Source organism: Pseudomonas sp. LBUM1663 (assembly GCF_059695905.1).
Window position 1 is genome coordinate 1,318,734 of sequence record NZ_CP166792.1, and the last position, 20,929, is coordinate 1,339,662.

The 20,929-nt window shown below is 59.2% G+C and carries 24 protein-coding genes; 15 read left to right on the top strand and 9 right to left on the bottom strand.

What is annotated here, in order from left to right; genetic code table 11:
- Positions 1–152 precede the first annotated feature (152 nt).
- The 9 genes from ACA075_RS05820 to recX all read left to right on the top strand — a co-directional run bounded on the left by ACA075_RS05820 (position 153) and on the right by recX (position 7,036).
- Positions 153–2,090 carry a phage tail tape measure protein gene (locus tag ACA075_RS05820; protein WP_497297665.1) on the top strand — a complete coding sequence of 646 codons (1,938 nt, stop codon included), beginning with the start codon at positions 153–155 and terminating at the stop codon, positions 2,088–2,090.
- Complete coding sequence (locus ACA075_RS05825; protein WP_497297666.1) at positions 2,090–2,473, top strand: phage tail protein; 384 nt, start codon at positions 2,090–2,092, stop codon at positions 2,471–2,473. Before ACA075_RS05820 ends, ACA075_RS05825 begins: the two co-directional genes overlap by 1 nt.
- Positions 2,466–2,678 carry a tail protein X gene (locus tag ACA075_RS05830; protein WP_461979954.1) on the top strand — a complete coding sequence of 71 codons (213 nt, stop codon included), beginning with the start codon at positions 2,466–2,468 and terminating at the stop codon, positions 2,676–2,678. The genes ACA075_RS05825 and ACA075_RS05830 overlap by 8 nt, the downstream gene beginning before the upstream one ends.
- A gap of 9 nt (positions 2,679–2,687) precedes the next feature.
- Positions 2,688–3,704, top strand: coding sequence for a phage late control D family protein (locus ACA075_RS05835; RefSeq protein ID WP_497297667.1), 1,017 nt, complete (start codon positions 2,688–2,690; stop codon positions 3,702–3,704).
- A gap of 66 nt (positions 3,705–3,770) precedes the next feature.
- Entirely contained in the window at positions 3,771–4,334 is a 564-nt protein-coding gene (locus ACA075_RS05840) for a glycoside hydrolase family 19 protein (protein ID WP_497297668.1), read from the top strand.
- A complete protein-coding gene (locus ACA075_RS05845) occupies positions 4,316–4,843 on the top strand; it encodes a lysis system spanin subunit (protein ID WP_497297669.1) in 528 nt (175 codons plus the stop codon). Before ACA075_RS05840 ends, ACA075_RS05845 begins: the two co-directional genes overlap by 19 nt.
- Before the next feature lie 80 nt (positions 4,844–4,923).
- Positions 4,924–5,424, top strand: coding sequence for a CinA family protein (locus ACA075_RS05850; protein ID WP_497297670.1), 501 nt, complete (start codon positions 4,924–4,926; stop codon positions 5,422–5,424).
- Between the two features lie 83 nt (positions 5,425–5,507).
- A complete protein-coding gene (gene recA, locus ACA075_RS05855; protein ID WP_007907270.1) occupies positions 5,508–6,560 on the top strand; it encodes a recombinase RecA in 1,053 nt (350 codons plus the stop codon).
- A gap of 8 nt (positions 6,561–6,568) precedes the next feature.
- Positions 6,569–7,036, top strand: coding sequence for a recombination regulator RecX (gene recX / locus ACA075_RS05860; protein WP_497297671.1), 468 nt, complete (start codon positions 6,569–6,571; stop codon positions 7,034–7,036).
- A gap of 56 nt (positions 7,037–7,092) precedes the next feature.
- Here recX and ACA075_RS05865 read toward each other — a convergent pair whose 3' ends face one another.
- The gene (locus tag ACA075_RS05865; protein WP_497297672.1) at positions 7,093–8,211 is read right to left on the bottom strand and encodes an LOG family protein; all 1,119 of its coding nucleotides are present in this window, start codon (positions 8,209–8,211) and stop codon (positions 7,093–7,095) included.
- 477 nt (positions 8,212–8,688) lie between these two features.
- Between ACA075_RS05865 and ACA075_RS05870 the strand changes: the two genes are divergently transcribed.
- Complete coding sequence (locus ACA075_RS05870; RefSeq protein WP_497297673.1) at positions 8,689–8,883, top strand: hypothetical protein; 195 nt, start codon at positions 8,689–8,691, stop codon at positions 8,881–8,883.
- Here ACA075_RS05870 and ACA075_RS05875 read toward each other — a convergent pair whose 3' ends face one another.
- Complete coding sequence (locus tag ACA075_RS05875; RefSeq protein WP_403142526.1) at positions 8,884–9,309, bottom strand: PA3611 family quorum-sensing-regulated virulence factor; 426 nt, start codon at positions 9,307–9,309, stop codon at positions 8,884–8,886.
- Positions 9,310–9,498: 189 nt separating this feature from the next.
- Between ACA075_RS05875 and ACA075_RS05880 the strand changes: the two genes are divergently transcribed.
- The 3 genes from ACA075_RS05880 (at position 9,499) to ACA075_RS05890 (ending at position 11,552) form a co-directional block, all read left to right on the top strand.
- Positions 9,499–10,254 (top strand): tRNA-uridine aminocarboxypropyltransferase, encoded by a 756-nt coding sequence (locus ACA075_RS05880; RefSeq protein ID WP_497297674.1) that lies wholly within the window; start codon positions 9,499–9,501, stop codon positions 10,252–10,254.
- A gap of 209 nt (positions 10,255–10,463) precedes the next feature.
- A complete protein-coding gene (erdR, locus tag ACA075_RS05885) occupies positions 10,464–11,114 on the top strand; it encodes a response regulator transcription factor ErdR (RefSeq protein ID WP_497297675.1) in 651 nt (216 codons plus the stop codon).
- Positions 11,115–11,189: 75 nt separating this feature from the next.
- Positions 11,190–11,552: a diacylglycerol kinase gene (locus ACA075_RS05890; protein WP_494376485.1), complete on the top strand. Its 363-nt coding sequence runs from the start codon at positions 11,190–11,192 to the stop codon at positions 11,550–11,552.
- On the opposite strand, the gene ACA075_RS05895 is transcribed toward ACA075_RS05890, so the two are convergent.
- Entirely contained in the window at positions 11,549–12,475 is a 927-nt protein-coding gene (locus tag ACA075_RS05895) for a LysR family transcriptional regulator (protein ID WP_219096809.1), read from the bottom strand. The two genes, ACA075_RS05890 and ACA075_RS05895, sit on opposite strands and share 4 nt — an antisense overlap.
- Before the next feature lie 122 nt (positions 12,476–12,597).
- Here ACA075_RS05895 and fpr point away from each other — a divergent pair, with 122 nt between their 5' ends.
- Positions 12,598–13,377, top strand: a complete 780-nt coding sequence (gene fpr / locus ACA075_RS05900) for a ferredoxin-NADP reductase (RefSeq protein ID WP_003443014.1) — start codon at positions 12,598–12,600, stop codon at positions 13,375–13,377.
- Positions 13,378–13,509: 132 nt separating this feature from the next.
- Here the strand turns inward: fpr and tsaA are convergent, their stop codons facing one another.
- The 6 genes from tsaA to rimO form a co-directional block, all read right to left on the bottom strand.
- On the bottom strand, positions 13,510–14,208 hold the full coding sequence (tsaA, locus tag ACA075_RS05905; RefSeq protein WP_497297676.1) for a tRNA (N6-threonylcarbamoyladenosine(37)-N6)-methyltransferase TrmO: 699 nt from the start codon (positions 14,206–14,208) through the stop codon (positions 13,510–13,512).
- A gap of 190 nt (positions 14,209–14,398) precedes the next feature.
- Entirely contained in the window at positions 14,399–15,169 is a 771-nt protein-coding gene (locus ACA075_RS05910) for an SDR family oxidoreductase (RefSeq protein WP_497297677.1), read from the bottom strand.
- A gap of 193 nt (positions 15,170–15,362) precedes the next feature.
- A complete protein-coding gene (locus tag ACA075_RS05915) occupies positions 15,363–15,833 on the bottom strand; it encodes a YehS family protein (RefSeq protein WP_219096811.1) in 471 nt (156 codons plus the stop codon).
- Between the two features lie 75 nt (positions 15,834–15,908).
- On the bottom strand, positions 15,909–16,619 hold the full coding sequence (locus tag ACA075_RS05920) for an rRNA pseudouridine synthase (RefSeq protein ID WP_010462687.1): 711 nt from the start codon (positions 16,617–16,619) through the stop codon (positions 15,909–15,911).
- 162 nt (positions 16,620–16,781) lie between these two features.
- Positions 16,782–17,255 (bottom strand): GNAT family N-acetyltransferase, encoded by a 474-nt coding sequence (locus ACA075_RS05925; protein ID WP_497297678.1) that lies wholly within the window; start codon positions 17,253–17,255, stop codon positions 16,782–16,784.
- Between the two features lie 114 nt (positions 17,256–17,369).
- Positions 17,370–18,707: a 30S ribosomal protein S12 methylthiotransferase RimO gene (gene rimO / locus ACA075_RS05930; protein WP_010462684.1), complete on the bottom strand. Its 1,338-nt coding sequence runs from the start codon at positions 18,705–18,707 to the stop codon at positions 17,370–17,372.
- A 289-nt stretch (positions 18,708–18,996) separates the two neighbouring features.
- Here rimO and ACA075_RS05935 point away from each other — a divergent pair, with 289 nt between their 5' ends.
- The gene (locus tag ACA075_RS05935; protein WP_497297679.1) at positions 18,997–20,898 is read left to right on the top strand and encodes a potassium transporter Kup; all 1,902 of its coding nucleotides are present in this window, start codon (positions 18,997–18,999) and stop codon (positions 20,896–20,898) included.
- Positions 20,899–20,929: the final 31 nt, after the last annotated feature.

The following is a 20,929-nucleotide window of genomic DNA, read 5'->3' on the forward strand; positions in this document are numbered from 1 at the left end:
AACAGGAGTAGAGCGGGATGGCGGACGATAGATATTCACTCAAATACGCAGCCATCGATAACGGTGGGTTGGCATTCGCAAATACCAGCCTGATTAACGCAGCCACAAGCGTTATGTCCGCACAAGGTACGGGCCCCTCCGCCAGGGATCAAATGCGTGGCCTCGGTCTGGCGCTGGAAAATGTCGGCATCAAGCTCGGTCTGCTGACGACGGCTATTGAGTCGTTGACCTTGAAACTTTCGTCGCAACGTATGTTGCCGCTGGCAACGGGAGCCGGTGAAACGTGTGCTTCGGCCTGCGAGCAGAAGAGTGCGGACAAGTGGGGTAGCAGTATCGAACCGCCGGACTTGCTTAAACCCGCGATAGCGATGGATTTGGCCAGGGCCGATCTGAAGCAGGCAGGCCAGTTTACCCCGCGCCAGAGCGAAGATATGGCGCAGTCAACCCAGCACATTGCCAGCGCTCCGCTGGTGGCGGCCGGAGGGACCAAAGCGGTTGATTTGGTGAGGATTGCAAGTCTTGCCGCCAAGGCAGGAATCGCGGGTGATTTGCCCAATGCTTCGGATCGACAGTTTGAGCTGCTGCGTTTCGCCAGTGACGCTGGCGTCGCCGCGTCGGCGTTCAAGATGCCGGCCATGGATGTCGCAGAGCTGATGCTCGGCTGGCGCACGTCCATGAAGCTCAATGGTGCTCAAGCCTTTGACCTGGCGGATGCAGTCAATCATCTGGGCAAGATACCCGGTGGTGCGAAAGCGGCTGACATCGGCGCCGTTTTGCAGCGTGATGGTAGTGCTGCTACAGCAGCAGGCCTGGCACCCGCGCAAGCCGCCGCGTTAACGACGGCATTGTTGAATACCGGTACGCAGAAGGCTGACGCCGGCGTAGCGCTGAAAGACATGGCCACTGCCATGGGCAAGGGGGATCAGGCCTCCAAAACCGAGCAAGCGGCCTGGAAGCAGCTGGGTCTGGAGCCGAAAGCGGTGGCGAGTGGCTTGCGTGACAAGGACGCGGCGCCCGGTACGGTGATGTCGGTACTTGCGGCCTTGAATGCGCAACCTGCCGAGAAGCGCTCGACGCTGGCCTCTACCCTATTTGGCGATGGCGATAAGGCGGCGATGCGCATGGCGCAAAACCTTGGTGATGTGAATCAAGCCTTCTGGCAGGTGAAAGATACAAGTCAGTACGCCACATCGGAGTTGGGGAACAAGGGCTCGGTGAGGCAAGACGCACTCGCGCAGTCGAAAACCCGGCAAGGCCAGTTAAACGTTATGAGTGCAAGGACTGATCGCTTGTTGGTGGCCACGGGCAACGCGCTGGCACTTGCGACGGATAGCTCGCTTAACTCGCTTGGTTCCGTGGTTGATAGCTTGAGCGAATCTGCTGAAGCCTCACCGAAAGCCACTGCTGCAATCGTGCTGGTTGCAGCAGCGATCAAACCGCTGGTGGAGGCGCTGTTCAAAGCCGTGATGGATGAGATGACCAGTCAGGCGGCCAAGCGGGTATTGGGCGGCGACGCTCCCCGTCTCCCCGGCAATGCTCTGAAAGGCATGAGTGCTTCAATGGGCGTATTCAAGCGTTTTTTACCTGGAGCATTTGCGTTAAAGGCCGCCCCCGATGTGATTGAAGGCACGATGAGCGGCGACCTCAAGATGCTCGGCACTGGCCTGGGTGCCGCGGGCGGCGGCTGGGCGGGGGCTTCGGCGGGTGCTTCCATGGGCGCTGCTGTGGGTACCTTGTTCGGTCCGCTCCTGGGCACCGCCATTGGCGGAACGGTAGGCGCGGTCGTCGGCGGGCTGGCAGGGAGCTGGATAGGTGGAGAGTCGGGCAGCTGGCTGGGCGAAAAACTCGCCGCACCGGCCGACCAACTCGCCGCTCCGGACCAAGTCAGCAAAGACCTGACCAGCGCCCAGACGAGCAATCAGCAAAACTCCATGACGGCGAACATCTACATCAATGGCCAGGATCAGGCCAGCGCCAGCCAGTTGGCGAACCTGGTTGTTCAACAGATTACCGGCCAATTCGGACTTATGACCCAGCCCAACTCACTCGCCATGCGCAGTGACGCGGCACTGACCGACGGAGGTACCTGATGCGTCAGCAAATGGTGTTGGGCAATTTCATTTTCGGCCTGTCCAGAGGCTTCGCTTACCACATCTTGTTGCGCGGAGCAGATGGTGGCTGGCAGAGCATCGACGTTGTCACCGGTAAACCCATCGCCAGTCAGACCGGCCAAGGTCTGCAAACGCTGAAGATAACGGGAAAATCGATGTACGCGACAGCCATGGACCGGCTTGATGAGTTGCGTGCCTTGCAGGCGCTGCGCGTCCCTGTGCCGTTGGTTGACGGCATCGGCCGCAATTGGGGTCTATGGCAGATCATCACGGTGTCGGAAACCCAGGGCTGCGTGCTAGATGACGGCACCGCGATGGTGGTCGAGTGGGTCATCGATTTATTGGAGTTCGCCAATGCGTAACGTTCGAAGTATTGCCGGCGATTCGGTGAATCTGCTGCTGTACCGGGCGCTTGAGCGTTGTGACGATGTCGCCGAGGAGGCGCTTTGGCGTCTCAATCCGGGGCTCGCCGAATATGGACCGGTATTGCCGGCAGGCGTGCGGGTGCTCCTGCCCGAGCTGGGTTCAAAACCGATTGCACCCAAGCCGGCTTCGGCTTGGGATTAAGGAGGCAACATGTCACTTGGTTTTACACCCTCGGTGGAAATTTACGGCGCGAACGCTGCACTGCTCAACGAGCGATTGATTTCGTGGCAGCACATCGATGCGGCCGGGATAGAGTCCGATCAACTGACGCTTGTCATTAATCTGGAAGGGCTTGAAGGATTGCCGAGTCTGGGCGGAAAAATCGGTTTGCGAGTGGGCTATGTGGAGTCGGGCCTGGTTGACAAGGGCGAATTCGTCGTTACACGGCGCACGCCGACGCTGTTTCCCCTGCGCATGACGCTGGTGGCCACGGCGGCGCCGTTCAGTGCCGCCGATGAGACCGGCTTCAAGCAACGCCGATCCGTCAGCCACGGTCCGACAACCGTGGGGGCGCTGTTCCGCCAGTTGACATCCAGGCATGGATTTTCACCGCGTGTGGCCCCGGATCTGGCGCAAATCAAGATTGAGCATATCGACCAGTCCAACGAGACGGACATGGGGTTTCTGACACGGCTTGCCTGTCTCCATGACGGGGTCGCCAAGCCGATCAACGATCTGTATGTGCTGGCACGACGTGGTCAGGCGAAGTCACTGTCGGGCAACGTGATGCCGGACATAAAACTCTCTGTGACGACCAACAATCGTCCGGGCGAACAGTCTTTTATCGCTGCAACACTCGAAGAAACCGCGCGGGCGAAGTACCAGGGCTGCAAGACCAGTTGGTGGGATGCAGCCGCCGGCAAGGTGCGGGTCGAGGAAAGCGGCATCGCGCCGTTTAAGACCCTTCGGCAACGCTATCAAAGCGCAGGCGATGCGCGGGCCGCCGGTGAGGGCGAGGTACGTCGGATGATGCGTGAAGCATTGAAGGTGAAGATCGAGTGCCCCGGCAATCCAGGATTGTCCGCCGAAGGCCTGGTGCTGCTGGACAGTACGTGGCCCGATTTCATGCGAGGACGTTGGTCAATCGACAAGGTTACGGCCAGCGGCAGTCGTCAAAACAGCTATCGCTGTTCGATCGAGGCGACCTGTCTGGATGCCCGGTCCTGAAGGACATATTTTGATTTCTGCCGGTAGCGGTCGAGTCACTTTTCCATCCTGTCTATGGGTATAACCATGACTGTTACGCAACAACTGCTGGAAACCATCATGCCCAACGCCCGCCTACAAGCGGGCGTTTTCATTTCCGCTCTCAACACCGCCATGCTTCGTTTCAGCATCAACACCCCGAAACGCGCCGCAGCGTTCCTGGCGCAAGTTGGCCATGAATCTGGACAACTACATTACGTGCGTGAACTCGGCAGCGATCAGTACTTGAGCAAGTACGACACCGGCACGTTGGCGGCCCGTTTGGGTAATACACCAGCGCTCGACGGCGACGGCCAAAAGTACCGGGGCCGGGGCCTGATCCAGATCACCGGTCGCGACAACTACCGTCAATGCAGCCTCGGCCTGTTCGGCGATGATCGCTTGGTGTTTATTCCGCAGCTGCTGGAAAAGCCTCAATGGGCTGCCGAATCAGCCGCCTGGTTCTGGCAACAGAACGGCCTCAACGAACTGGCCGATGGCGATCAGTTCAACAGCATCACCCGCCGCATCAACGGTGGGCTTAACGGCCTGCAGGATCGTCTGCAGCTGTGGGCGCGGGCGAGGGCGGTGTTATGCCAGTCTTCGGCCTGATGCCGATTTCTTACCGGGTGATCGGCCTTGTTGTGTTACTGGCGGTGTTGGCCGTCGGCGCTGCGGCGCTGGCCTGGCACTTTCAGGATTGGCGTTATGGCCGGCAAATGGCGGAACAGGCCAGGTTGCATGCCGAGGCACTGAATCAGCTGACGCTGGCCGCCGCAAGGCAGCAACAGGCCGAACAGGACAAGCGTCTGGCGCTGGAGCAGCGTCTGTCGGCCAGTGAGCAAACCCATTACCGAGCGCTTAGCGATGCCCAACGTGATCAAGGTCGCCTGCGCGATCGTCTTGCCACTGCTGATCTGCGCTTGTCAGTCCTCCTCGATGCTGCCTCAAGCCATTCAGTGCCAGCCTCCGCCAGCACCCGCAGCCTGGATAATGACGCCCCGCGAGCCCGACTTGACCCGGCGCATGCTCAACGAATTATCGCCATCACCGATGCCGGCGACAGCGGACTGATTGCCTTGCGGGCCTGCCAGGCCTATGTCAGAGCCGTCGCTCGCTAACATTTTGATCGATCCTGTGCCTTGCAAGCGCAATTCGCTCGTGTACGGTAGTGCTCATTCCGCTCGCTCAGGAGATGACCGTGAAAGAAATCACTCAACTGGCCGCTGAACTTGGCAGGCGCTTGCAGGTTCTCAATGCCCACGTCACCGCGGCCGAGTCCTGTACCGGCGGAGGGATCTCGGAAGCGATCACTCGCATTCCGGGGAGTTCGGCGTGGTTCGAGGCCGGTTATGTGACGTATTCCAACCGGCAGAAAACCGAGCAGTTGAATGTTTCTCCCGAACTGTTTCCTGCGGTAGGCGCGGTCAGTCGCGAGGTGGTCGAGGCGATGGTTCGCGGCGCGCAGGAAAAAAGCCAGGCGCATTTTGCCGTGGCGGTCAGCGGTGTGGCCGGCCCGGATGGCGGTTCGCCGAACAAACCGGTCGGCACGGTCTGGCTGGCCTGGGGTGTCGGTGAGCAGCTGTTCAGCGAGGTGCAACACTTCGCCGGTAACCGCGATGAGGTCCGCCGACAAACGGTTAAGGCCGCGCTAGAGGGGCTGCTGCGCCATGCCGCTGGAGAAATCTCAAATCAGGGGTAGGCGATCCTGAAACGCTGTGGAATAATACTGGCTACTTATACAGGTGTTGGCCGTCAGGCCTTATTGATTACGTGAGGACTTTAATGGACGACAACAAGAAGAAAGCCTTGGCTGCGGCCCTGGGTCAGATCGAACGTCAATTCGGCAAGGGTGCCGTAATGCGTATGGGCGATCAGGACCGTCAGGCGATCCCGGCTATCTCCACTGGCTCTCTGGGTCTGGACATCGCGCTCGGCATTGGCGGTCTGCCAAAAGGCCGTATCGTTGAAATCTACGGTCCTGAATCCTCCGGTAAAACCACGCTGACATTGTCCGTGATCGCTCAGGCTCAAAAAGCCGGCGCGACCTGCGCATTCGTCGACGCCGAACACGCCCTCGACCCTGAATACGCCGGCAAACTGGGCGTCAACGTCGACGACCTGCTGGTTTCCCAGCCGGACACCGGCGAGCAAGCCCTGGAAATCACCGACATGCTGGTGCGTTCCAACGCGGTTGACGTGATCATCGTCGACTCCGTGGCAGCGCTGGTTCCGAAGGCTGAAATCGAAGGCGAAATGGGTGACATGCACGTGGGCCTGCAAGCCCGTCTGATGTCCCAGGCGCTGCGTAAAATCACCGGTAACATCAAGAACGCCAACTGCCTGGTGATCTTCATCAACCAGATCCGTATGAAAATCGGCGTGATGTTCGGCAGCCCGGAAACCACCACCGGTGGTAACGCGTTGAAGTTCTACGCTTCGGTTCGTCTGGACATCCGTCGTACTGGCGCGGTGAAAGAAGGTGATGAAGTCGTCGGTAGCGAAACCCGCGTCAAAGTCGTTAAGAACAAGGTGGCTTCGCCGTTCCGTCAGGCCGAGTTCCAGATTCTTTACGGCAAGGGCATCTACCTCAACGGTGAGATGATCGACCTGGGCGTGCTGCACGGTTTTGTTGAGAAGTCCGGCGCCTGGTATGCCTATGAAGGCACCAAGATCGGTCAGGGCAAGGCCAACTCGGCCAAGTTCCTGGCAGACAATCCGGAAATCGCCGCCAAGCTCGAGAAGCAACTGCGTGACAAGTTGCTGACCCCGGCGCCGGACGTCAAAGCATCGCCAGTCAAAGAGACGGCTGATGACCTGGCTGACGCAGATATCTGATTGATCCGATGACCGCCGTACTCGATACACTCGTCGCGGTGCGGCGAACCGCAATGGACCTGCTCGCACGACGCGAGCACGGTCGAGTCGAGCTGACGCGTAAACTGCGTCAGCGCGGCGCTCTTCCTGAAATGATCGACACAGCACTCGACCGTTTGACGGAAGAGGGCCTGTTGTCCGAATCCCGCTACCTCGAAAGCTTCGTTTCCTACCGTGCTCGCTCCGGCTACGGCCCTTTGCGTATTCGCGAAGAACTGAGCCAGCGCGGCCTGCAACGTAACGACATCGAACTCGCCTTGCGCGAGAGCGGTATCAATTGGCAGGAGCAACTGGAAGAGACCTGGCGACGCAAATTTGCCGGGCATCTGCCGATAGACGTCCGGGAACGCGCCAAGCAAGGACGCTTCCTGAGTTATCGGGGATACTCCATGGAAATGATCGGCCGCTTGTTCAACGGTCGGGGAATGGATGATTGAATAAAAACGGCCCGCTATTTCGATAGCGGGCCGTTTTTTTTTGCCTCGATTTTGCCTCACGTCACCTTGGACGGCTCTCGCGTGCGCTGTTGCGCCTGGGGTTTGGAATGGGCCCAGTTTTCCGGCAGGTTGATGTAGTCCACCAACTCCCGCAGACGGCCATGATCCCTGGCGTTGAAGTTGAAGGCCAGTCGCGCCAGATGACTGAACTGCACGTCATCGTGTTCCTCGCCGCTATAGGCGTGTTGATGAAAGTGATCGCTCAGGCACAGGTCGGCGAACGCTTCCTGCATGTCTTCGAGCGCTTGGTCGCTGAGCTTGTGGTTCATGCGGATTACGAACTGATGCTTGAGCCAGCGACTGGAGTGGAAGTTGCCGTAGAACTGATTGATCTGCTCTACGGCTTCTTCGGCGCTGTAGACCAGGCTCACGAGCTTCATGTCGGTGGGCAGGATGTAGCGATTTTCCTCCAGTTGATGGTGAATGAAGTCCAGCGCGCCCTGCCAGAACTTGCCGCCCGGTGCGTCCAGCAGCACCACCGGCACAAGCGGGCTTTTGCCGGTCTGAATCAAGGTCAACACTTCGAGCGCTTCATCCAGGGTACCGAAACCGCCTGGGCACAGGACCAGCGCATCGGCTTCTTTGACGAAGAACAACTTGCGGGTAAAGAAGAAATGGAAGGGCAGCAGGTTGCCTGTGCCCTGGACGGTGGGATTGGCATGCTGCTCGAAGGGCAGGGTGATATTGAACCCCAGACTGTGTTCCAGGCCGGCACCTTCATGAGCCGCCGCCATGATGCCGCCACCGGCACCGGTGATGACCATCAGGTCCGAGCGCGCCAGCGCGGCGCCGAGTTCCCGGGCCAGGCCATACAGCGGGTGTTCGATCGGCGTGCGCGCCGAGCCGAAAACCGTGACCTTGCGTCGTCCCCTGAACTTCTCGAGCACGCGGAAGGCTTGCTCAAGTTCACGCAGGGCTTGAAGGGTGATCTTGGCGTTCCAGCGGTTGTGATCTTCCTGGGCCATGCGCAGCACGGTCAGGATCATGTCGCGGTAAATCGGGATGTTCGGGCTGTTGGGTGAAACCAGGTTGAGTTGCTCTTCGACCTTGCTGATGAGGTCGTGGCCGCTTTCTTCGAAATGACGGCTCAGGAGGTCATTCGGTTGGTAAGGCATTCAACTTCTCCTTCTGCACAGAACCCTTGGCACCGACAAAGCAGTCGTCAGCGCCGCGACACTTCATGTGTCGCTGTCTGCCCAAGCCCATGCCTGGGCGATCCACCCGACTCGGTTCGAGTCGTCCATACAGGCTCTGTTTTTCCCTTGGATGAAAGAAACGTTCTCACAACAAGACACGCGACGGGCAGCCCCTTTCCTGCCGTGAAAAGTGATCGTGAACACTCTGAATCTAGACCCTTGCAGAGATTCTCGCTGACTTGATCATTGCGCCGCAAAGTCTTTCCTGGCAACCGCTTATTGACGATTTGCAAGGTGAATTCACCGTTCGTCCGAACGCAAGCCGCAGGCCCGGCGCTCTGATTTACTAAGTTACAGGCGTGACACGACAACTTTGCGTCAAAGGCAGGACGCACAGTCCAAGCGGTTCAAGGATTTTTCGCTCAAACAGGGCGAGGTGCAGGGAGGCTGTAAACCATGGCCAGAGTCATTCTGGAAATCGATACGCAACTGTATCGATTGCTGAAGTCATCCGCCGAGACCAATCATTTGAGTCTTGAGGAGGAGTGTTGCCGGCGTCTGGAAGGCGCCGAGCGGCGTTCGCGTTATTTGCAGGCGTTGGTGGCAGAACTGCGCGCCGAGGATGAACAGCGGCGCGCCAATTCCCGATGATTACTTCTTCTTGGCCGGGGCCGCTTTCGGGCAATCCGATTCCTGATAGCTGGCGGAGCCGACAGAACGGTTGGTCTTCACTTCCGTAAAGTCGTAACGCATCACCGCGCCCTTGGCCATCAGTTTGCGGAACGATGGGTTGTTACACACAGAGGCGCCCAGCTGGAAATACACGGCTTTGGGGTCGGCGCGCATCTTGTTGGCGTGGCTGCTTTGTACGCTCAGGTGGTTGATCAGCGTATTGCCTTCGACGGTGTAGCCCTGATCAAGAATGTCTTCGTTGATCGCCCGTGGAGTACCGACACTGCTTTGTGTGGCGACGTTTTGCAGTTCTCTGTTGAGATTCTGCTCACTCAAGGACGCAGCCTGAGCGCTGAAGGACGACGCCAGCAAAATGGCAGCGGTGGGAACGATAAGGCGCAGCATGAAACTCTCCTGGTTCAGTGACTGGTGGTTCGACCCGTCACATGACTGTGCGTTCAGTGGCGGCGAATTATAGGGGACGGGGCCTGGACGGTACAGGCTTGCGCCGGCCGCTCTGATAAACTGCCGCCACTTTCTGACTTGCCGAGTGTTATTCGTGTCGATTTTCTTTCCCCTCCGGTGCTGCCTGCGATGAGCCCTGTAACCCCAGCCTTTGCAAACGCCGTCGCCCGCTTGCGCGACGAACGAGAGGAGGAGGGCATCAAGCCGATTCAGGCCCGTGGCTGGAGGGCGCCGCGTTGCCGTGCCTGCCGCGTGATCGAGAGTCATTGCCTATGCGCCTGGCGTCCGCAGGTCGAGGCCCGCTCCGGCGTGTGCCTGATCATGACCAACAAGGAAGTGTTCAAGCCGAGCAACACCGGTTGGCTGATCGCCGACGTGGTGCGTGACAACCATGCCTTTATCTGGTCACGCACGGAAACGGATCCGCAGTTGCTGGCGTTGCTGGCCGACCCGCAATGGCAACCGTATCTGGTCTTTCCGGGTGAGTACGTCGAGCCTGAGCGAGTGACGAATATCGTTGAAGCCGATAGCACCAAGCGGCCATTGTTTATTCTGCTCGATGCGACTTGGACCGAAGCCCGGAAGATTTTCCGCAAAAGCCCCTACTTTGATCGTCTTCCGATCCTGAGCCTGTTGCCCGAGAAGCTGTCGCGGTACCGGTTGCGCCGTTCGACCCGCAGCGAGCATTTGTGCACCGCCGAAGTGGCAGCACTGTGCCTGGACCTGGCGGGTGATACCGAGGCGGCCTCGGCGCTGGACGCTTATTTCGACGTGTTCAGCCAGCATTACCTTGATGCGAAACATCAGCTGGACATGAACGTGGCAACGCCGGCCCACACCGAGCTGATGCCTTTCGTGCAGAACGCGGCTCCGGTCATCTGCTGATTGTCGCCCATACTGCAAAGAACTGTACCGGCCATGCACCTTGACCACCCCGGTTTCGCTGGGCATGCTTGGCGCCGATTAGGGCGCGGCCAAAGTTTGATACGCCGTATTCTTTGCGTGATAGCCACGTAATTGGCGTTGAACGTGCCCTGCTGGTGCCGCTGTGTGGCTGTGCCTTGAGTTGTTTGAAAAACAGGATCATTAGAAAAATGGCCACATACGAAATCCTGATTGCCGATGACCACCCTCTTTTTCGTAGCGCCCTGCATCAAGCGTTGACCCTGGGCCTGGGTCCGGATGTCCGTCTGGTGGAAGTGGCAAGCATTGCCGAGCTGGAAACCCGACTGGACGAAAAGTCTGACTGGGACCTGGTGCTGCTCGACCTCAACATGCCGGGGGCCTACGGTTTCTCCGGGCTGGTGCTGCTGCGCGGTCAGTACCCGCAAATTCCGGTGGTCATGGTGTCGGCCCAGGAAGAGGCCTCGATCATGGTGAAATCCCGTGAATTTGGCGCCAGCGGCTTCATTCCCAAGTCCAGTGACCTGAGCGTCATCCAGAAAGCTGTGCGTGCGGTGCTCGATGGCGATGTGTTCTGGCCGCCTCAGGCGTTCGAAGCCGTGAGTGTTTCCGTTGAAGCCAAGGCCGCCAGTGAAGGCCTTGCCAGCCTGACACCTCAGCAGTTCCGGGTGCTGACCATGGTCTGTGAGGGTTTACTGAACAAACAGATCGCTTACGAGCTGAGCGTTTCCGAAGCGACGATTAAGGCGCACGTTACGGCTATATTTCGTAAGCTGAATGTGCGGACTCGCACCCAGGCTGCGTTGCTCTTGCAACAACTTGAGTCAATTTCGAGCCACTAAGAGTTGGCCTGTTCACGCTTTTTTGACTTTGGTTGATCTAGCTTTCCCACTCCTTTTTGGTCAGTTGCCTACTCTATGTCTCCTTTCAAAGGCCAAACCGGCCTCAAACGCATCCTTAACGCTTCCGGTTACTCGCTGGACGGCCTGCGCGCAGCCTTCACCGGCGAAGCGGCTTTTCGGCAGCTGGTGCTGCTCAACGTCATCCTGATCCCGCTTTCGTTCTTTCTGAACGTCAGCCGTGTCGAGCAGGCATTGCTGATCGCGGTCTGCCTGTTGGCATTGATCGTCGAGCTGCTGAATTCGGCAGTGGAAGCGGCCATCGACCGCATTTCCCTTGAGTTGCACCCGCTGTCCAAGAACGCCAAGGACATGGGCAGCGCCGCTCAATTCGTGGCGTTGAGCATGATCGCGCTGGTGTGGGCGGTAATTCTGTTTTAAGCGATGCTGGGCAACACGATCTCGTCGCTGCGCTGAACTCCGGCGGTGAATGCGCGGCACAGGTCTAGGAATTCGCGCATCGCCGACGTCTGATATTTCTGTTTGTGCCAAATGAAATAGAACTGCCGCGCCAGGTCCAGATCCGGTGTCTCCACCGGCACCAGACTGCCGCGGCGAAATGCATCGCGCAGCGCCAGGCGCGAAATGCAGCCAATCCCCAGGCCTGATTCCACCGCGCGCTTGATCGCTTCGGTGTGTTCCAGTTCCAGTCGGATATTCAGTGCGCTGCGATGATGACGCATAGCCTGGTCAAAGGTCAGTCGCGTGCCAGAGCCTTGTTCCCGCAGAATCCACGCTTCGTGACTCAGCTCTTCCATGGTCGCTATGCCACGCTTGGCCAGCGGATGCTGCGGCGCGCAGAACACCACCAGCTCATCCTCGACCCAGCTCTGCACCTCGATGTCTGGATGGCTGCAATCGCCTTCGATTAGACCCAGATCAATTTCATAGTGCGCAACTTGCTGCACGATGTTGGCAGTGTTCTGCACGTGCAGCTTCACCTGACTTTCGGGATGGCGCTGCATGAAGCTGCCGATCAGCAAGGTGGCCAGGTAATTGCCGATGGTCAGGGTCGCGCCGACCGCCAGGGAGCCGAAGCCGGACTTGCCGTTGAGCAGGTCTTCGATTTCCTTGGCCTGGTCGAGCAGCGCCACCGCTTGCGGCAATAATTGCTTGCCGAGGGCGTTGAGGCTCAGCCGTTTGCCGGCGCGGTCGAACAGCTGGCAGCTGCACTGACGCTCTAGCTCGGTGATCGAGGTGCTCGCCGCCGATTGCGAGAGGTTGAGCGTCAGGGCAGCACGGGATACGCTTTCCTGCTGGGCGACGGCGACGAATACTTGAAGTTGACGGAGAGTAAATCGCATATCTATATAACCGATAACCCTTATCTTAATAATCCATTTAACAGATATTGTCGCTGCCATTAGAATGCGATGCAATTGCGCACATCAGCGGCGCAGGCAAAATCTCCAGGAGTCCCACGTACATGAGCAACATGAACCACGAGCGTGTCCTCAGTGTTCATCACTGGAACGACACTCTGTTCAGCTTCAAGTGCACCCGTGATCCGGGCCTGCGCTTCGAGAACGGTCAGTTCGTGATGATCGGCCTGCAACAGCCCAACGGCCGGCCGCTCATGCGCGCGTACTCGATTGCCAGCCCGAACTGGGAAGAGCATCTCGAGTTCTTCAGCATCAAGGTGCCTGATGGCCCGCTGACTTCCCAGTTGCAGCATCTGAAGGAAGGCGACGAGATCATCATCAGCAAGAAGCCTACCGGCACCCTGGTGCTGGATGACTTGAAGCCTGGCAAACATTTGTACCTGCTCAGCACCGGTACCGGCCTGGCGCCGTTCATGAGCGTCATCCAGGACCCGGAAACCTACGAGCGTTTCGAAAAAGTGATCCTGTGCCACGGCGTGCGTTACGTCAACGAAGTCGCTTACCGCGAGTTCATCACCGAACACCTGCCGCAGAACGAGTTCTTCGGCGAGGCATTGCGTGACAAGTTGATTTACTACCCGACCGTGACCCGCGAGCCGTTCGAGAACGAAGGTCGTCTGACCGACCTGATGCGCAGCGGCAAGCTGTTCAGCGACATCGGCCTGCCACCGATCAACCCGCAGGACGACCGCGCCATGCTGTGCGGCAGCCCGAGTATGCTCGACGAGACCAGCGAAGTGTTGAACAGCTTCGGCCTGAAAGTTTCGCCGCGCATGCGCGAGCCGGGTGACTACCTGATCGAGCGTGCGTTCGTCGAGAAGTAAGCACAACGCCTGACGGCTTTGCTTTCCCTGTGGGAGCGAGCCTGCTCGCGATAGCGGTGTATCAGTCAGCATTATTGCCAACTGCCACACCGCTATCGCGAGCAGGCTCGCTCCCACAGTGGTTTCTGGCGTTCAGGTTTTTGCGGGAATGACTTCCAGGACGCGGATGACGCCCGCCTCGGGATAATGCCAGCGCACATCCAGATCCCAGAACTGCGCTCCATATTCCCGCTCAGGCGCAGGCGTCTGATACGCCGGACGTGGATCTTGTGCCAGGCATTGCTCGATCAGCTCGACCAAGGGCTCTTCAAGCCGCTGAGCATGGCCGTGAGCCTGTTGCAGCGCTGAATCCGTCCACTGCACGGGAATCAAATGCGGCGCGGCGCTGGCGATGCTGTTGGAGGCCGTGTTGACGATGTCCGCGTAAGGCACGTAGGGTTTGATGTCGAGAACCGGCGTGCCGTCGAGCAGGTCGATGCCCGATATCCACAGCCGATCAGCCTCGACCTTGTCCAGCTTCACCACGGATTGCCCGATGCCATTGGGCCTATGCGTGGCGCGGGTGGCGAACACGCCCATGGATTTGTTACCGCCCAGGCGAGGCGGGCGGACTTTCAGGCGTGGCTTTTCTTCCAGGGCGTGATGAAACAGGAACAGCAGCCAGACATGGCTGACCTGTTCCAGCCCTTGCACCGCATCCCCCTGATCGAACGGCGCCACCAGTTCCAGCACACCGCGAGCGGCCGGGGCCAGTTGCGGCTGGCGCGGGATGGCGAACTTTTCCTTGAAGCAGGAACGCACGAAGCCGATAGGGGAAACGCTGTAGGTCATGGTGTGGGGTCGAGGCGGGATGGGGGCGGGCATGATAACCCATGCGCACTTTGTGGCGAGGGAGCTTGCTCCCGCCGGGGTGCGAAGCGCCCCCAAACACCCTCACCGAGGTTTTCCAGTGGAAACTCGCTGGTGTAGGCGGTTGCTTCGCAACCGAGCGGGAGCAAGCTCCCTCGCCACAAAGCGGGTATCAGAGACTGAACCCGCCATCCAAAGGAATAATATTCCCAGTCATATACGCCCCAGCCGTACTCGCCAGGCTGATCGCCAACGCCGCCATCTCTTCCTCCCGCCCCCAGCGTTTCATCGGAATCAACGCCGTATCCTCCGCCAGCGCCTGCTCATCGTTACCAATGTGCTGCGTCATCTTGCTCGGGAAACGCCCCGGCGCGATCACGTTGACATTGATGTGCTGGCTCACCAACTCCCGCGCCAGAATCCGCGACAGCTGGTGCAAGGCCGCCTTGCTTGGCCCGTAGGCATACGCCTGTTCGCCAAAGGAAGAAATTCCCGCCACCGAACCGATGTTGATGATCCGCGCCGGACTTGCTTCTGAACCGGCCTTGCGCAGTAGTGGCAAAAACTGCTGGATGCAGTTGAACACCGAGGTCACGTTGAGCTGCATGACCTTCTCCCAGCCCTTGACCGGATAGCTTTCCAGCGGCGCGCCCCATGTGGTGCCGGCGTTATTCACCAGAATATCCAGATGAGTGATCTGTTCGCCCAGCCGTGTGGCGAGTTGCAGCACACCTTCTTCATTGGCCAGGTTGGCCGCCACACCATGGCACGTCCCGAAGGCACTCAATTCATCCGCCGTTTGCTGACACGCTTCGGCATCCCGGGCGCAGACGTACACGGTGGCGCCGGCCTCGACATAGGCCTTGGCGATCATTTTGCCGATACCACGGGTGCCACCGGTCACCAGAGCGGTGCGGCCTTGCAGGGAAAAGTACGGGTGCATGGCGAATCCTGAGAGCTGAGGGTCAATACACCCTAGTCGTCAGCCGCCGGAAGCGGAGCCACTATTTTTGCGAGGAATGAACATCTATACAGATTGGCCTGTGGCTGCCCTCTGTAGGAGCCGGCTTGCTGGCGATGGCGTTTCGAAGATCGCCTTCGCCAGCAAGCCGGCTCCTACAGGGCGTGCGGCGGGCTTACTGCGGGCGAATGCGCAGGGTCAGGCCCTTGAGGAAGTTGCGCAGTAACTGGTCGCCGCAGGTGCGGTAGTTGGTGTGGCCGAACTTGCGAAACAGTGCGCTCAGCTCAGGCTTGGACACCGGGAACTCGGACGCCTTGAGGATCGCGTGCATGTCGTCTTCTTTCAGTTCGAAGGCCACGCGCAGTTTCTTCAGGATGATGTTGTTGGTGACCGGCACTTCGATCGGCTGCGGCGGACGGCTTTCGTCCTTGCCGCGCTTGAAGATCACCAGGCCGTCGAGGAAGTGCGCCATGACTTCGTCAGGGCAGCGCACGAAGCCTTCCTCGTCTTCCTCTTTCTTGTCGAGGTAGGTCAGCAGGTCTTCCAGGGACACGTCCATGCCACCGATCTTGATGATCTCGATGACTTTCTTGTCGCTGATGTCGAGCATGTAGCGCACGCTGCGCAGTACGTCGTTATGAATCATGGTGTGCAATCCTGATATTCAGCAGTGGGCGCCGCGTAAACAGCGGCGCCAAAATGTGTGGCGGCGTGAAAAGTCTTAGAACTTCTCTTTGCCGGACAGGTAACGCCATTGCCCCAACGGCACTTTGCCGATGGAGACGCCGCCGATGCGGATGCGGCGGATGGCGACGACCTTCAGGCCAACGGCCTGGCAAAACAGGGCGATCACGCCCGGTTGCGGGTTCTTCATCGCAAAACGCAGGCGGTTTTCGTTCTGCCAGCTGGCCTTGACCGGTGGCAGTTCCTTACCTTTGTAGGTCAGGCCGTGGTTCAGGCGGTTGAGGCCGTGAGCCACCATGTCGCCTTCTACCTCGACGACATATTCTTGTTCGATCTTGGCGGAGTCGGCGGTGAGCTTGCGCAGGATCTTCCAGTCCTGGGTGAACACCAGAAGGCCGCTGGCATTGGCCTGCAAGTCGGTGCTGGCGGTCAGGCGCAGGAAGTGGCCCTTGAGCGGACGCTTGCTGAAGCGGTGTTCTTCGCTCAGGGTCTCGGCGCTGATGGTCGCCATCGCGGTTTCCGCGTCCATGCCCACGGGCACGTTCAGCAGGATGGTCACCGGCTCCGGTGCAGTGGCCTTGGCCTCTGGGTCGAGCTCGACTTTCTGGGTGTCGACCTTGAATTGCGGCTCGTCGATGACTTCGCCGTCCACGGTGACCCAGCCGCCCTCGATGAACAGCTCAGCCTCCCGACGGGAACAGCCGACGAGTTCGATGAGGCGTTTGGAGAGACGAATCGGGTCAGTCATGACAGGGCCGTAACAAAAAAGGGGTGGGCATTGTACCTGCTGGGCGCCGGTTAATCCCGGCTCCATTTGCTTTTGTAGGGGCCGGCTTGCTGGCGATGGCATCACTTCGGTGCAAATGACACACCGCGGTGATGCCATCGCCAGCAAGCCGGCTCCTACAGGTCAGCCATTGCGTGTCTTTTGTTGTGCTTGGCGCAAGCGCATGTGCAGCAGCGGATACGGCTGCCCCATGCCATCGACCTCCGAACGGCCAATCACCTCAAAACCCTGCTTGAAGTAAAACCCCAGCGCTTGCGGGTTCTGCTCGTTGACGTCCAGTTCATCCGCGTTCAAGTGTTCCATGGCATAACGCAGCAACTGTTTGCCCAGGCCCTGGCCGCGATGAGCCGGGTCGATGAAGAGCATTTCGATCTTGCCCGCCGCCACACCGGCAAACCCGGTGATGCGCTGGCGCGAGTTCTTGGTGCAGATCAGCATTACCGCGTCGAGGTAGCGGGTCAGCACCAGGTTCTTCAGCAACTCAATGTAGCTGTCCGGCAGAAAGTCATGGGTGGCACGCACTGAAGCTTCCCAGACGTGGGTGAGTTCTTCGTAGTCGCTCTGTTTCGGCGTGTGGATGACCGAATGTTGGCGCATGGCCGGATGCCCCTTTTTACCGTGGAGTGTGCGAGTCCTTTCTTCCACAAAACGATAGACCTAAAAAAGCCCCGCATCTCGTCAAGAGGGCGGGGCTTTGCGTATTTTTTGCGTTTAGATCTGTTCAGCCCACAGGTCGTATTCGTCGGCGTCGGTCACTTTGCACCAGACTTTGTCGCCCGGCTTCAGGTTGCTGCCGTTGTCGATGAACACGTTGCCGTCGATTTCCGGGGCGTCGAAGAAGCAGCGGCCAACGGCGCCTTGCTCGTCGACTTCGTCCACCAGCACTTCGATTTCACGGCCGACGCGCATTTGCAGGCGCGCCGAGCTGATGGCCTGCTGGTGCGCCATGAAGCGATCCCAACGGTCTTGCTTGACGTCGTCCGGCACGATGGCCGCGTCCAGCAGGTTGGCCGGTGCGCCTTCGACTGGCGAGTACTGGAAGCAGCCGACGCGGTCGAGTTGCGCTTCGGTCAGCCAGTTCAGCAGGTACTGGAAGTCTTCTTCGGTTTCGCCGGGGAAGCCAACGATGAAGGTCGAACGGATGATCAGGTCCGGGCAGATCTCGCGCCAGTTCTTGATGCGCGCCAGGGTCTTGTCTTCGAAGGCCGGGCGTTTCATGGCTTTCAGGACTTTCGGGCTGGCGTGCTGGAACGGGATGTCCAGGTACGGCAGGATTTTCCCGGCGGCCATCAGCGGGATCAGCTCGTCGACGTGCGGGTACGGGTAAACGTAGTGCAAGCGGACCCAGACGCCGAGGGTGCTCAGGGCTTCGCAGAGTTCGGTCATGCGGGTTTTCACCGGCGCGCCGTTCCAGAAACCGGTGCGGTATTTCACGTCGACACCGTAGGCGCTGGTGTCCTGGGAGATCACCAGCAGCTCCTTGACGCCGGCCTTGACCAGGCGCTGGGCTTCGTCGAGCACGTCACCGACCGGACGGCTGACCAGCTTGCCGCGCATCGACGGGATGATGCAGAAGCTGCAGCTGTGGTTGCAGCCTTCGGAAATCTTCAGGTACGCGTAGTGGCGCGGGGTCAGTTTGATGCCTTGCGGCGGCACCAGGTCGATCAGCGGGTTGTGATCCTGGCGCGGTGGCACGGCGTCGTGCACGGCGTTGACCACTTGCTCGTACTGCTGCGGACCGGTCACGGCCAGCACGCTCGGGTGCACCTTGCGGATGTTGCCTTCTTCGACACCCATGCAGCCGGTCACGATGACCTTGCCGTTTTCCTTGATGGCTTCGCCGATCACTTCCAAAGATTCAGCCTTGGCCGAGTCGATGAAACCGCAGGTGTTGACCACCACGACATCGGCGTCCTCGTAAGTGGACACGACGTCATAGCCTTCCATGCGCAGCTGGGTGAGGATGCGCTCGGAGTCGACCAGTGCTTTGGGGCAACCCAGGGATACGAAGCCAACCTTTGGATTGGCCGGCGCAGGAGTGGTGGACATGTCTAACCTCGGTATTTGGGACGCCTCCAGCCGAAGACGGCAAGGCGACAGACGGGCGCTATGTTGCGCCTCTGGTCAAAAAGTGCGCAATTCTAGCGATGAGACGCGCACTTGACCAGCTTTATGCAGGGAAATACGACGAGTGCTGCGCTATGCTTCGCGCCGTTACGCTTTACCGATTTTTTACAGTCAACAAAACGTCAGTAACGTCATGTAAAACAGCGCATGCTGCACGGCAAAGCATAGTGCTTCTTATAAGAAGTCCGGGTCTGAGTAGTAGGAGTTTTGGATGGGTCAGGCAAGTAGTCAGGCAGCGAGCGCCGGGCATTCGGTGGCGAAGCCGATCGGCATGCTGGTTGCGGCAGTCGGGGTGGTTTATGGCGATATCGGCACGAGCCCGCTGTACACCCTTAAAGAGGTGTTCTCCGGCCACTATGGGGTACCGGTCAATCATGACGGGGTCTTCGGGATTCTGGCGCTGATCTTTTGGTCGCTGATTTGGGTCGTTTCGATCAAGTACGTGCTCTTTATTTTGCGCGCGGATAACCAGGGCGAAGGCGGGATCATGGCGCTGACGGCCCTGGCTCGTCGTGCCTCTTCGCCTTATCCGAAGTTGCGTGCGGTGCTGGTGATTCTGGGGCTGATCGGCGCCGCGCTGTTCTATGGCGACAGTATGATCACCCCGGCAATTTCCGTACTGTCGGCAGTGGAAGGCCTGGAACTGGCGTTCGAGGGGCTGGAGCGCTGGGTCGTGCCACTGTCGCTGATCGTGCTGGTGGCGTTGTTCCTGATCCAGAAACACGGCACAGACCGCATCGGCAAACTGTTCGGTCCAGTGATGGTGTTGTGGTTTGTGGTGCTGGGTGTACTCGGCATCAACGGGATCATCAAGCATCCAGAAGTGCTCAATGCACTCAACCCGGTGTGGGGTGTGCGTTTCTTCATTGTGCACCCGGGCATGGGGGTGGCGATTCTCGGCGCGGTCGTGCTGGCATTGACGGGTGCCGAAGCCCTGTACGCGGACATGGGCCACTTCGGCCGTAAGCCGATCGCTCGTGCCTGGTTCGCGCTGGTGCTGCCGGCGTTGGTGCTGAACTACTTCGGTCAGGGCGCTTTGCTGCTGGAAAACCCGGAAGCTGCACGTAACCCGTTCTACCTGTTGGCGCCGAGCTGGGCGTTGATTCCGTTGGTGATTCTATCGACGCTGGCCACCGTAATCGCCTCGCAAGCGGTGATCTCTGGTGCGTTCTCGTTGACCCGCCAGGCGATTCAGTTGGGCTACATCCCGCGCATGCACATTCAGCACACCTCCAGTGCCGAACAGGGTCAGATTTACATTGGTGCGGTGAATTGGGCGCTGATGGTCGGTGTGATTCTGCTGGTGATCGGTTTCGAATCCTCTGGTGCGTTGGCCTCGGCCTACGGTGTGGCCGTGACCGGGACCATGTTGATTACCAGCATTCTGGTGTCGGCGGTGATGTTACTGCTGTGGAAATGGCCGCCCGTGCTGGCGGTGCCGATTTTGATCGGTTTTCTGCTGGTGGACGGGCTGTTCTTTGCGGCCAACGTGCCGAAAATCATTCAGGGCGGTGCCTTCCCGGTATTGGCGGGGATTGTGCTGTTTGTCCTGATGACCACCTGGAAGCGCGGTAAAGAGCTGCTCGTGGATCGCCTGGACGAGGGCGGGCTGCCGCTGCCGATCTTCATCAGCAGTATTCGCGTACAACCGCCGCATCGCGTCCAGGGCACTGCGGTGTTTCTCACTGCACGCCCGGACGCCGTGCCCCACGCGCTGTTGCACAACCTGCTGCATAACCAGGTGCTGCACGAGCAAGTGGTGCTGCTGACGGTGGTGTACGAAGACATCCCGCGGGTACCGCCCACACGGCGCTTTGAGGTCGATTCCTACGGAGAAGGTTTCTTCCGGGTGATCCTGCACTTTGGTTTCATTGACGAGCCGGACGTACCGCAAGCGTTGAAGTTGTGTCATCTCGATGACCTGGACTTCAGCCCGATGCGTACCACCTACTTCCTCAGCCGTGAGACGGTGATCGCCTCCAAACTCGAAGGCATGGCCCGTTGGCGCGAGGCGCTGTTCGCCTTCATGTTGAAGAATGCCAATGGCAATTTGCGCTTCTTCAACTTGCCGCTGAACCGCGTGATTGAGTTGGGTACGCAGGTCGAGATGTAAGCCCCAGCAAAAAGCCCCCGTTGCCGTGAAG